Origin of the sequence: Actinomyces sp. HMSC065F12 (genome assembly GCF_001814535.1) — a bacterium.
In the GTDB taxonomy this organism is placed as follows: domain Bacteria; phylum Actinomycetota; class Actinomycetes; order Actinomycetales; family Actinomycetaceae; genus Pauljensenia; species Pauljensenia radingae_A.
The window spans coordinates 60,778-73,216 of record NZ_KV817030.1; the positions used below are offsets into that span (position 1 = coordinate 60,778).

At 60.0% G+C, this 12,439-nt stretch carries 11 protein-coding genes; 7 read left to right on the forward strand and 4 right to left on the reverse strand.

The window, feature by feature from the left end; all coding sequences use genetic code 11:
* Positions 1-2 precede the first annotated feature (2 nt).
* The 6 genes from HMPREF2975_RS08820 (at position 3) to secG (ending at position 5,759) form a co-directional block, all read left to right on the forward strand.
* Positions 3-1,010, forward strand: coding sequence for a gluconeogenesis factor YvcK family protein (locus HMPREF2975_RS08820; protein WP_070727155.1), 1,008 nt, complete (start codon positions 3-5; stop codon positions 1,008-1,010).
* Positions 1,011-1,053: 43 nt separating this feature from the next.
* Positions 1,054-2,034 (forward strand): DNA-binding protein WhiA, encoded by a 981-nt coding sequence (gene whiA / locus HMPREF2975_RS08825; protein WP_058236668.1) that lies wholly within the window; start codon positions 1,054-1,056, stop codon positions 2,032-2,034.
* A 191-nt stretch (positions 2,035-2,225) separates the two neighbouring features.
* Positions 2,226-3,233 carry a type I glyceraldehyde-3-phosphate dehydrogenase gene (gap, locus tag HMPREF2975_RS08830; protein ID WP_058236669.1) on the forward strand — a complete coding sequence of 336 codons (1,008 nt, stop codon included), beginning with the start codon at positions 2,226-2,228 and terminating at the stop codon, positions 3,231-3,233.
* Positions 3,234-3,366: 133 nt separating this feature from the next.
* Positions 3,367-4,557, forward strand: a complete 1,191-nt coding sequence (locus tag HMPREF2975_RS08835) for a phosphoglycerate kinase (RefSeq protein WP_070727156.1) — start codon at positions 3,367-3,369, stop codon at positions 4,555-4,557.
* A gap of 3 nt (positions 4,558-4,560) precedes the next feature.
* A complete protein-coding gene (gene tpiA / locus HMPREF2975_RS08840; protein ID WP_058236671.1) occupies positions 4,561-5,340 on the forward strand; it encodes a triose-phosphate isomerase in 780 nt (259 codons plus the stop codon).
* A 167-nt stretch (positions 5,341-5,507) separates the two neighbouring features.
* Positions 5,508-5,759: a preprotein translocase subunit SecG gene (secG, locus tag HMPREF2975_RS08845; protein WP_058236672.1), complete on the forward strand. Its 252-nt coding sequence runs from the start codon at positions 5,508-5,510 to the stop codon at positions 5,757-5,759.
* Positions 5,760-5,870: 111 nt separating this feature from the next.
* On the opposite strand, the gene pgl is transcribed toward secG, so the two are convergent.
* From pgl to tkt, 4 genes are all read right to left on the reverse strand, one after another.
* Positions 5,871-6,620: a 6-phosphogluconolactonase gene (pgl, locus tag HMPREF2975_RS08850; protein ID WP_070727158.1), complete on the reverse strand. Its 750-nt coding sequence runs from the start codon at positions 6,618-6,620 to the stop codon at positions 5,871-5,873.
* Positions 6,617-7,567: a glucose-6-phosphate dehydrogenase assembly protein OpcA gene (locus tag HMPREF2975_RS08855; protein WP_070727161.1), complete on the reverse strand. Its 951-nt coding sequence runs from the start codon at positions 7,565-7,567 to the stop codon at positions 6,617-6,619. Before HMPREF2975_RS08855 ends, pgl begins: the two co-directional genes overlap by 4 nt.
* A complete protein-coding gene (gene zwf, locus HMPREF2975_RS08860) occupies positions 7,564-9,102 on the reverse strand; it encodes a glucose-6-phosphate dehydrogenase (RefSeq protein WP_082628513.1) in 1,539 nt (512 codons plus the stop codon). Before zwf ends, HMPREF2975_RS08855 begins: the two co-directional genes overlap by 4 nt.
* Positions 9,103-9,249: 147 nt before the next feature.
* A complete protein-coding gene (tkt, locus tag HMPREF2975_RS08865) occupies positions 9,250-11,331 on the reverse strand; it encodes a transketolase (protein WP_082628514.1) in 2,082 nt (693 codons plus the stop codon).
* Between the two features lie 150 nt (positions 11,332-11,481).
* On the opposite strand from tkt, the gene xerD reads away from it, so the two are divergent.
* Positions 11,482-12,417 carry a site-specific tyrosine recombinase XerD gene (gene xerD, locus HMPREF2975_RS08870; protein WP_193600038.1) on the forward strand — a complete coding sequence of 312 codons (936 nt, stop codon included), beginning with the start codon at positions 11,482-11,484 and terminating at the stop codon, positions 12,415-12,417.
* Positions 12,418-12,439: the final 22 nt, after the last annotated feature.

Below are 12,439 nucleotides of genomic sequence, written 5' to 3' on the forward strand. Positions count from 1 at the left end.
TTATGGCGGGATATCTGGATGCAGAAGGATGGGCACAGCGCGGTGAATCCGGCTCACGTGTCGTTGCTTTGGGGGGTGGACACGGGCTGTCCGCAACCCTGCGGGCTCTGCGACACATCACGCATCAGCTCACAGCGATCGTCACAGTAGCCGACGATGGGGGATCCTCAGGACGTCTGCGTTCTGAAACAGATCTTCTACCTCCAGGAGATCTGCGAATGGCTCTGGCCAGTTTGTGCGAGGAAACCGAATGGGGACTGACCTGGCGCGATGTGATGCAGCTGCGTCTGCGTACCAACGGGCCATTGAATGGCCATGCCCTTGGGAACCTGCTGATCTCCGGCCTGTGGCAGCTTCTGGGCGACCCCGTTGAGGGTTTGGAATGGGTCGGCCGGCTCCTGGGCGCTCAGGGCCGGGTCCTGCCGATGGCATCAGTTCCACTGGACATTGAAGCCGATATGGAAAACGAAGGCGAGCTGTACACGGTACGGGGCCAGTCACGCGTCGCCGTCGCGCCCGGACGTGTGCGCCACGTGCGCCTTATCCCTGAGGATCCGCCCGTCCCAGAGGCTGCAATGCACGCCATCCAGGAAGCTGAATGGGTCGTGCTCGGTCCAGGGTCGTGGTACACCTCGTTAATTCCGCACCTGCTGGTTTCACAGTTGCACCGGGCACTGGTCACAACAGATGCCCACAGGGCACTGGTCCTGAATCTGGCCCGCCAGCGTGGTGAAACAGACACGATGAGCGCTGCCGATCACGTGCGCGTCCTACGCGACCATGCACCTGATCTCAAGCTGGACGTTGTCATTGCCGACCCGACTGCCACGGATGATATTGATACGCTCATTCAGGCAGCGCAGGACGTGGGCGCTCGAGTCATGTTGCGCCAGGTGCGAACGGGCGACGGGAAGCCCCATCATGATCCGTTGCGTCTGGCTGCGGCTCTGCGAGATGCATTCGATGGATTCATGGGAGAGGTGGGACGATCGGAACCGTGGTTAGCATGAGCAGTTGTCATCAAGGCGCTCTACACGACACGAGGAGGCGATCATGTCTTTAACGATGGACATGAAAGAGGAGCTTGCTCACCTGGTTCCTGCACGTCAATCGACAATGGCGGCCGAGGCTGCTGTGATGCTCCGATTTGCCGGAGGTCTGCACCTCGTGTCTGGTCGAATTATCATCGAGGCTGAACTGGATTCCCCACTTGTCGCTCGACGCCTGCGAGCCTTCCTCACCTCGCTGTACGGTACGGAATCATCTGTCGTTGTCGTGTCAGGTGGTGCGCTGCGTCGCGGTGACCGATACGTGGTGCGCGTCGTCAAGGAAGCAGACGCCCTGGCACGCGTGACAGGACTGGTCGATCAACTGGGACGCCCGGTCAGAGGCTTGGCGCCGCACCTGGTCAGCGCCGGAAAAGACGAAGCAGCAGCAGGATGGCGAGGAGCCTTTCTGGCACGAGGATCCCTGCTGGAACCGGGTCGATCAACGTCGATGGAAGTGACCTGTCCCGGCCCTGAAGCGGCAATGGCCCTTGTCGGGTGTGCACGACGACTGGGAGCGACGGGGAAGTCGCGCGAAATCCGCGGAGCTGATCGGGTTGTCATCCGGGAGGCGGACTCGATTTCCACGCTCATCAATGCGATGGGTGCCGTCAAGACGTTTGAGGTGTGGAAAGAACGCCGCGAACGTCGCGAAGCGCGAGGCAGCGCCAACCGCCTGGCCAACTTTGATGATGCGAACCTTCGGCGCTCGGCTCGTGCGGCAGTAGCCGCAGGTGCCAGGGTTCGACGTGCCTTTGAGATTCTGGGCGACTCCGTGCCGCCGCATCTGCGTGAGGCGGGCGAACTGCGCATCCAATACCGCCAGGCTTCATTGGAAGAACTGGGTAAGCACATTGATCCACCCTTGACTAAGGACGCCGTGGCGGGGCGCATCCGTAGACTGCTGGCAATGGCCGATAAGGCTGCACACGAGCAGGGGATACCCGACACTGAGTCTGCACTCACGCTCGAAATGTTCGATGATTAGAAGTGTCACGAACAGCCTGTTCGCTTGACGCAAACTTCTTGTAGGCCATTCGACCCTGACTAAATGGCCTATGGGGTGTACATTGAAGAGTGCTTGAACCGCAGAAGTCTGCGGGCTGGATTGTGGTACCGAGCCCTATCCGGTTGCACGAAATACGTGCCCCTTTATGGGGTACAAGCAGGAGGACTATAGTGACCATCCGCGTTGGAATCAACGGCTTCGGCCGCATCGGCCGCAACTTCTTCCGTGCCGCTCGTCAGCAGGGTGCGGATTTTGAAATCGTGGCAGTAAACGATCTGACCGATAACAAGACCCTCGCTCACTTGCTCAAGTTTGACTCCATCACGGGTCGTCTTGACGCAGAGGTGACCTACGACGAGGAGTCAATCTCCGTCGATGGAAAGAAGATTGTTGCTCTCGAAGAGCGCGATCCGGCCAACCTGCCGTGGAAGGACCTCGGCGTAGATGTCGTCGTCGAGTCCACCGGATTCTTTACAGACGGTGAGAAGGCAAAGGCCCACATCGAAGCCGGTGCCAAGAAGGTAATCATCTCCGCGCCTGGCAAGAACGTTGACGCCACATTCGTCATGGGCGTGAACAGCGACGACTACGACAACGAGAAGCACAACATCGTGTCGAACGCCTCGTGCACCACCAACTGCCTTGCTCCTCTGGCCAAGGTTCTCGATGAGGCTTTCGGAATCGATAGCGGCCTCATGGTGACCGTGCACGCCTACACCGGCGATCAGCGCATCCACGACGCACCGCACAAGGATCTGCGTCGCGCCCGCGCAGCAGCTCTGAACATCGTCCCGACCTCGACCGGTGCAGCCCGCGCCGTGTCCCTGGTTCTTCCTCAGCTGAAGGGCCGTCTGGACGGCTACGCAATGCGCGTCCCGGTTCCGACCGGCTCCGTCGTCGACCTCACCTTCATCCCGAAGAAGGAAGGCGTCACCGCCGAAGACGTGAACGCAGCATGCAAGGCAGCCTCGACCGGCGAATTTGCCGAAGCGTTCAAGTACTCCGAGGATGAACTGGTTTCGACCGACATCACCGGCGATCCCCACACCTCCATCTTCGACTCGAAGCTGACCAAGGTCATTGACAACCAGATCAAGGTTGTCTCCTGGTACGACAACGAATGGGGCTACTCCAACAGCCTCGTTCGCCTGACCTCGAAGGTCGCGGCCGCGCTCTGAGCACGACGTTAGAATGAGGAGAGGCGCCCGCATGCATATCTCTGCGTGCGGGCGCCTTTTCCATGGTGGCTCAACGAGCCGCCCCCATCGACGAATTTGACATACCCTGCACTGCACAATCAAGGGAGGTTCAATGAGGACCATAGAAACATTGGGTGACCTGCGCGGCAAGCGCGTCCTCGTCCGCTCGGACTTCAATGTCCCGATCAAGGACGGCGAAATCACCGACGACGGACGTATCCGGGCAGCTCTACCGACACTGAACAAGCTTGTTGACGAAGGAGCACGCATCCTCGTCATGACACACATGGGTCGACCGAAAGGCGAAGTGAAGCCTGAATTCTCACTCAAGCCCGTTGCCGCACGTCTGGCAGAGCTGATCGATGCCCCCGTCAGCCTCGCAGAGGACACAACGGGCCCCTCGGCACACGAGGCGGCAGAAAAGATCAAGGACGGCGAGATCGTCCTGCTGGAGAATGTTCGATTCGACCCCCGCGAAACCTCGAAGGATGACGCGGAGCGTGAAGCCTTCGCCAAGGAAATGGCTGAACTGGCCGACGCATTCGTCTCCGACGGATTCGGCGTAGTCCACCGCAAGCAGGCATCCGTATACGACATCGCCAAGCTCCTGCCCTCCGCAGCCGGCCTCCTGGTCGTCAAGGAAATTGAATCCCTGTCACGCGTGACAGGCGATCCTGAGCGTCCCTACGCCGTTGTGCTGGGAGGCTCGAAAGTCTCCGACAAGCTCGGCGTCATCGAGAATCTGCTGACCAAGGCCGATATGCTGCTCATCGGCGGTGGCATGTCGTTCACCTTCCTGGCCGCGAAAGGCTACGAGGTGGGCAAGTCCCTGCTCGAGGAAGATCAGATCGATACAGTCAAGGAATACATCGACGAGGCCGACAAGCGCGGCGTCAAGCTGGTTCTCCCAGTCGACGTCGTTGCGGCGCCCGAATTCAAGGCTGACGCGCCGGCAACGGTTGTTGACGCCGACAAGATGCCCGCTGACCAGATGGGTCTGGACATCGGACCGAAGTCCGGCGAATTGTTCGCACAGACACTGGCCGAGGCCAAGACTGTGGCGTGGAACGGCCCGATGGGCGTATTCGAGTTCGAGGCATTCGCAGAGGGCACCCGCGCCGTGGCGCAGGCACTGTCATCAGGCTCAATGTTCTCGGTGGTCGGTGGCGGCGACTCGGCAGCAGCCATTCGTCAACTCGGATTCGACGAATCCACTTTCTCTCACATTTCCACAGGCGGTGGAGCGTCCCTCGAACTCCTCGAAGGCAAGACTCTGCCCGGTATCGCAGTTCTGGAGGACTGAAACATGGCACGTACACCTTTGATGGCCGGAAACTGGAAGATGAACCTCAACCACCTTGAGGCTGTTCATTTGGTCCAGGGCCTCGCAATGGCGTTGGATGACGCGAATTTCACCTATGACGACGTTGAAGTTGTGGTCATCCCACCGTTTACCGATATCCGCTCCGTTCAGACTGTCGTTGAGGGTGACAACCTCAAGATCAAGTACGGCGCGCAGGACATCTCAACGCACGAATCCGGCGCATACACCGGTGAAGTGTCAGCTGAAATGCTCGCCAAGCTGGGTGTCAGCTATGTTGTCGTCGGCCACTCCGAACGTCGCGAATACCACGGCGAAAGCGATGCATTGGTGGGCGAGAAGGCCCGCGTTGCACTGGCAGCCGGGATGACCCCGATCATCTGCTGCGGTGAGGGCCTCGAGGTCCGCAAGGAAGGCCGTCACGTCGAGCACGTCCTGGCTCAGATCGACGGTGCACTCGATGGGATGGACGCCGAGCAGGCTGCCAAGATCGTCATTGCCTACGAGCCCATCTGGGCGATCGGCACCGGCGAGGTTGCGACACCTGAAGATGCCCAGGAGGTGTGCGGTGCGATCCGCGCACGTCTGGCAGAGCTGTACACACCGGAACTGGCTGACAGCGTCCGCGTTCTGTACGGCGGCTCCGTGAAGTCGACGAACGTTGCTGACATTATGGCTCAGCCTGATGTTGACGGCGGACTGGTCGGCGGCGCCTCTCTGAAGGCGGAGGAGTTCTCGAAGATCGCTCTGTACAAGAACGCCTGATCGGCTCGCGCCGGTCTTCTGACAGTTCGCCTGGCGCGCCCTACTCAGGACGGCCAGGCGAACTGCGGCAGAGATGTGAGGTAACGCGCCGCGTGCCCAACTGGTGTTGGACGGCCTTATACCACTACACTGCCTACTGTTATCCCCAGCATGTGAATGGAAAACCAGTGACTGCTCTGAAAATAATCCTTGTCGTACTGACCGTTTTGGCCAGCATCCTGCTTGTATTGACAGTGCTGATGCACAAAGGGCGCGGCGGCGGCCTGTCAGATATGTTCGGCGGCGGCATTTCCACTACTGCGGGATCATCAGGCGTGGCAGAACGTAACCTGAATCGCATTACCTTGGCAATTCTGATCGTGTGGGTGGTGTGCATCGTAGCCTACGCGCTCCTGACCAAGATCACGGTCGCCAGCTAAGATACGGCCTTACGCTCAAGCTTTCGGTAATCGCACGTGAGACGTGAACGTCCCACGTGCGATTTCTCTATTGACTGTGCGCGCAGTGGGCTGAGACCACGACCCGGTGATTCAGCGAACTTCCAGGCCGCGCGCCGAATCCGTATCAAGCCAGAACGTGGTTCGATCGCGTGGAAGACCGGCAATCGGTCGATCCTGCTCATGCGCGCCCAACACCAGTGCCTCCGCCAGTGCGTCAGCCTTCGAATCACCGGGCGCGACAACCCAGATATCACGGGCACTGGCAATAGTCGACATCGGCAGCGACAGCCTCAACGGCGGCATTTTCGGTGAATCGCGCACTACCAGAACAGGCGCGCCATCAGCTTCGTGCGCGCGGCCCGGGAAGAGGGAGGCAATGTGCCCATCCGGTCCCATCCCGATCAGCGCAAAGTCAAGCACCCCGTCACCGATATCTGAGCGCCACAGATCTGCATAGTCCTCAGCCGCCTGATCGAGTCCCTGACCGCGGTCGGAGGGCATGGGGCGCAGCTGAATGCCGGGCAGTTGCGCGAACAGCGCGGATACGGCCTGCTGGTCATTACGCTCGGAGTGGGTGGCCTGAACGAAGCGTTCATCGACCCACCACACTCGAATATGCGACCAGTCGGCATCGAGGTCGTCCTCGTCAGCGATGATCGAAGCGAGATCGGCGAGAACGTCGTGCACGACGCCGCCTGCGATAGCCCACTGGAAGGGACGGTCAGCGCTGTGTTCACGCGCGTCCTGCACGAGGATTGGCAACAATTCGCGCGCAACAGCGCTGGCCAGATTCTTACGGTCAGAAGCGGTGACGATACGGGGCAGGGGAGAAGAAGTCATGACTGGCCTTTGCACTCGCGATGCACATCGTGCAGGAAATTGCCGATCACGTGCTGATACATGAGGTCAGGATCCAAGCGTCTGAGTTCTTCCATCACGCAGTCCTGAATACTGCGCCGCGGAAGATTAACCGCAACAGGATCAAGACCCGAACGCTTGACATGCGCGACAGACGAGCCGGCAGGGCGCGTTAACGAGGCTTCCTCGGCATCATCAAACGTGAAGTGCACACCCGTAATGGTTTGAGCTGTCGGATCGGTGTCGACGCGCGAGGGAATACCCATCACATCGGCAAGCCACGCTGCCACTAAATACGACGAAGGATGAGTGTGGTGGCCGCGAACGGTCACAGCAGTGGGTACCGACTTGAACCCTTCGACCATTGTGGCGATCAGTGCGCGCCACAACGTGACGCCAGACCACGCCAAGTCAGTGTCCCCCGGGGTGTACACCTCGGACAGGCGCAACAGTGTATCGATGGGCGTATCGGTCTCCCGTGAATCCGAAATGCGACGCACGGCCAGTCGCCCCAGCGGATGCTCGGCAGGATTTTCAGGCGGTATGCTGGGCCAGAACGTCACCACCGGCGTATCGGCCAGTAACAGCGGCATAACCAGGGTATCCAGATCCTGACCAGCGTCGCCGCGAGGCTCCAGGACGATGACTTCAGACGGCCCCTCGTCCTTGCCCATGCGAATCTGTGCATTGACCCGCGGGGAGCTGGAGCGTTCTGCCTGCACCGGCTCCACCACCACGATGACGCGGCAGGGATGCTCGTGAGAAGCAGCTTGCGAAATTTCAATCGCATGGTCGACGTCGATCAGGTCGTCCACCACGACGATCAGCGTTAACACACGGCCCAGCGCCGAAGCCCCCTGTTCCTGGCGAATCTGCAGAAGCTGTGAGGCGATATCGAGGGCAGATGTGTCTTTGAGGGTGATAATCACGGCAACCTCCAAGCGCGGCCGGAGCGGGCGAGCATCTGGTGAGCTGATTCAGGTCCCCATGTTCCGGGACGATACTGGTCGGGAAGGCCCTGTTGCGTCCAGAAATCCAGCACCGGATCGAGGATTCTCCACGAGGCCTCAACCTCATCCTGATCGGGGAACAGTGGCGCGGAACCGACCAGCGCATCAAGAATCAGGCGCTCGTAGGCTTCTGGGGAATCTTCAGTGAACGCGTGACCGTAGCCAAAATCCATCGTCACGTCACGCACCTGCATTTCTGTTGCGGGGACCTTCGCACCGAAACGAATCGTCATTCCCTCATCGGGCTGGATACGGATGACGAGGACATTGTGCCCGGTTTCTCCCATCTCAAAGTGCTGGAACGGGACGTGCGAGGCACGTTTGAAGACAACTGCAATCTCCGTGACGCGTTTGCCCAGGCGCTTGCCCGTTCGCAGATAGAACGGAACACCGGCCCACCGGCGCGTATCCACGTGCAATGTCAATGCGGCATATGTTTCGGTGTGCGAATCGGCGGGAATATTGTCCTCTTCGAGATATCCCTTAACATATTGGCCGGCTTGCCAGCCGGATTGATATTGACCGCGCGCTGTTGAGGTCGCCAGATCCTCGGGAAGACGAATAGCGGACAGGACCTTCTGCTTTTCAGCCCTGAGCGCCTCAGGCGACAAGTTGATGGGCTCCTCCATCGCGGTGAGCGCCACGAGCTGAAGCAGATGGTTCTGGATGACGTCCCGCGCCGCGCCGATACCGTCGTAATAGCCGGCACGAGTACCGATGCCGATATCCTCCGCCATCGTGATCTGCACGTGATCCACATAGTGCGCATTCCACAGCGGTTCGAACATCGTGTTGGCGAAACGCATCGCCAGAATATTCTGAACGGTTTCCTTGCCCAGGTAGTGGTCGATACGGAACACGTCCTGCTCATCGAAGACGCGCGAGACTGCGTCCGACAGTTCGCGGGCAGATTCGAGGTCGTGACCGAATGGCTTTTCGATGATCACCCGGCGCCACTCACTATCCTGACGCTCGTTCAGACCAGTGTTCGCTAGGTGCTGACAGACAACCGGGAACCACTTGGGGGGAATGGACAAGTAGAAGGCGTGATTACCGCCGGTGCCGCGGGATTCATCAAGTTCACGCACCGTCCGCGCCAACTCCTCGTATGCGTCAGTGTCGTCGAATGAGCCGGACACGAAGCGCAAGCCGGATGCAAAATGCTTCCACGTTCCCTCGTCGAACCCTGTTCGAGAGTGCTGCTCAATGGAGGTGCGCACGAAATCTTCAAAATCTTCACGATCCCACTCACGTCTGCCGAATCCGGTCAGCGCGAACGCAGGGTTGAGGAGGCCGCGGTGTGCCAGGTCGTAGATAGCGGGCAGCAACTTCGTGCGCGCCAGATCGCCGGTAATGCCGAAAACGACCAGGCCGCAAGGAGGCGCAATTCGGGGCAGCCTCCGATCCATGGAGCTTCGTATCTGCATCGTCGCGTCATCCGATGAAGGGTCCATGCACACTCCTCAATCGATCATGTGTCAGGTCACCATCGTATCGAGATCGCCGTGATTCAGCTTGTCATGCTCACGACATGATCGACGCGGGGCTTCGGCCATGTGCCGTCACCCCGCGCCGATACCTCATGTCAGCAAAAAGCAGTCTTACTTCGCTGCAGCATCCAGTGATTCGTGAGCAGCGCTCACCACTGCCTCAGCTGTGAAGCCGAACTCCTCGAACAGGCGGGCGCCATCAGCTGACTCACCGAAGTGCTCGATGCACACGGCTCGGCCTGCGTCGCCGATCCAGCGGTGCCACGGCATCGCAATGCCAGCCTCGACGGAGACGCGGGCACGCACACTGCTGGGCAGGACCGATTCCTTGTAATCCTCGTCCTGCTCGTCGAACCATTCCATGCAGGGAACCGACACGACGCGCACGCTGCGACCTTCTTCGCGCAACGTGGCAGCAGCGTCAAGGGCGATTGACACCTCAGAACCCGATGCCAGGAGGATGACATCCGGATCGCCGTCACAGCTCAGCACATAGGCGCCGCGATCCAGGCCCTCCGCAGCGGCCAGGCCGGCCTCGTCGCCGCGGGCAGGGTTTGGCAGACCCTGACGCGACAAGATCAGCGCGGCGGGGTGCTGACGTTCCAGGATCGACTTCCATGCCTGAGCCGTTTCTGCAGCATCCGCCGGGCGTACAACCGCGAGGTTCGGGATCGCGCGGCAGGCTGCCAGATGCTCGATGGGCTGGTGCGTCGGGCCGTCTTCGCCCACACCGATCGAATCGTGGGTCCACACGTAGGTCACGGGCAGATCCATGATGGACGCCAGGCGCACCGCACCGCGCATGAAATCCGAAAAGACGAAGAATGTCGCACCGTACACGCGGGTGAGGTGATCGGCGGCAATACCGTTCATCACGGCACCCATGCCGAACTCGCGTACACCGAAGTGCAGGTTACGGCCAAACGGGTTGCCCGGGAACTTCTCAGAGGAGCGATCCTCGGGAAGGAATGACGGGTAGCCGTCCATGTAGGTGTTGTTCGATCCTGCCAGATCAGCGGAACCGCCCCACAGTTCAGGCAAAACGTCCTTGATGGCATTGAGTACCTGACCGGAGGCTGCGCGGGTGGCCAGTGCTTTGCCTTCTTCGAACACGGGCAGGGCTGATTCCCACCCATCCGGAAGGCCGCCCGCCAAAACACGGTCCAGCATCGCTGCGCGTTCAGGCTGGGCCTCACGCCACGCGTTGAAACGCTCATCCCACTGCTCACGTGCCTCACGTGCGCGCTTCGCGGTGGCTTCCCGCACTGCCTTGACGGCTTCTTCATCGGCGGCAAACATCGCCTCTGGATCAAAGCCGAGCGCTTCCTTCAGGCCGCGCAGCGCTTCATCCCCCAGCTTGGATCCGTGGATCCCGCCGGTGTTCTGCTTCTTCGGAGTCGGCCAGCCGATGATGGTCCGCAGCGCAATGATGGAGGGACGGTCGGTGACCTTCTCAGCTTCATTCAGTGCATGATCCAGGGCCTGGATGTCCTCGACGTAGGAGCCGTCATCCTTGAGCCAGTCAACGCGCTGGACATGCCAGCCGTAGGATTCGTAGCGCGCCAGAACGTCCTCGTTAAACGCGATATTTGTGTCGTCTTCAATCGAGATGTGGTTGTCATCGTAAATAACCGTCAGGTTGCCCAGGCGCTGCGTTCCGGCCAGTGAGGCAGCCTCAGACTGGACGCCTTCCTGCATGCAACCGTCACCGGCAATGACGTACACGTTGTGATCGAAGACGGATTCACCCATCGGTGTTTCCGGATCATACAGGCCGTGGCTGCGGCGAGCCGACATGGCGAAACCGACGGCCGCACCGATGCCGGTACCCAGCGGTCCAGTGGTCACTTCCACGCCCTTGGTGTGCTTGAATTCGGGGTGACCGGGCGTCTTTGACTTGAACGTGCGCAGTGACTTCAGATCCTCCAGTTCCAAGTCCATGCCAGCCAGATACAGCTGCACATACTGTGTCAGCGATGAATGGCCTGCTGACAGGACGAAACGGTCGCGGCCCAGCCAATGCTGGTCAGTTGGGTCAAACTTCATATGGTGCTGGTAGAGCAGATATGCGGCAGGTGCCAGCGAAATAGCGGTGCCTGGGTGGCCATTGCCCACTTTCTCCACGGCATCGGCTGCTAGCACGCGGGCAGTCGCAACTGCTCGATCATCGATTGAGTCCCACTTCAATGTCACAACATCCTCCAGAATTTCTGCGCCCCAACGTTGAGCGACGCAGGTCAGAACAATACTGATATTGGCTGCAGGATTAGTCTACGTGAATACTGCGACCCCTGACGAGGACTTTCAGCCGCGCACCTGGGCCTGATCGTCTAGCATTCACACGTGGACGCTTTGGACAGTATTGCCGAGGATTGGCTGAGCTACCTGCAGGTGGAAAAAGGCGCATCGGTGCACACGGTGACGAATTATCGCCGGGACATCGAGGGCTATATTCGGGCCTTGCACCAGCGTGGGGTCACGGATCTGAAGGCGGTCACCCCCGACAACGTCGCAGATTATCTGTCCGCCCTGTCCCATCCTCACGGTAAAACGGCACCGAAGGCTCCCTCGTCAATTGCGCGCGCACTGGCAGCGATTCGAGGGTTTCATCGTTTCGCGATCCGTGAAAAATACGGTGCGGTCGACCCGACGCAGGATGTGCACTCACCGCAAATGGGGGAGCGCCTGCCCAAAGCCCTCAGTATTGACGAGGTGACACGCCTGCTGGATATGGCGGCGCGCGACGACTCGGCGCGCGGCATTCGAGACCATGCGCTGCTCGAAGTCCTCTACGCCACCGGGGCACGCGTGTCAGAGGCTTTGGCAATGGCTGTCGATGACATCGACCTGGATGAGGAACTACCGGTCGTGCGTCTGTTCGGCAAGGGACGCAAGGAACGCCTGGTACCGGTGGGACACGCTGCACGTCAGGCAGTGGGCAATTATCTGGTGCGTGCTCGCCCGGAGCTTGCCTCCCGAGGACGAGGCGATTCGCATTTGTTCCTGAATTTACGAGGGCGACCCATGTCGCGCCAATCGGCGTGGGAATCGATTCAACGGGTAGCCTGTGAGGCCGGCCTGGAATCGAAAGTATCGCCCCACACTCTGCGTCATTCCTTTGCCACGCATCTGCTGGAGGGTGGAGCGAGCGTGCGTGACGTGCAGGAACTGCTCGGACATGCCAGCGTTCAGACCACGCAGATCTATACCCGGTTGACGGCGACGACGCTGCGTGAAGTGTACCGATCCGCTCATCCACGTGCCCAGCTGCGCAACTGACGCGGCACAATGAACTAGGCTA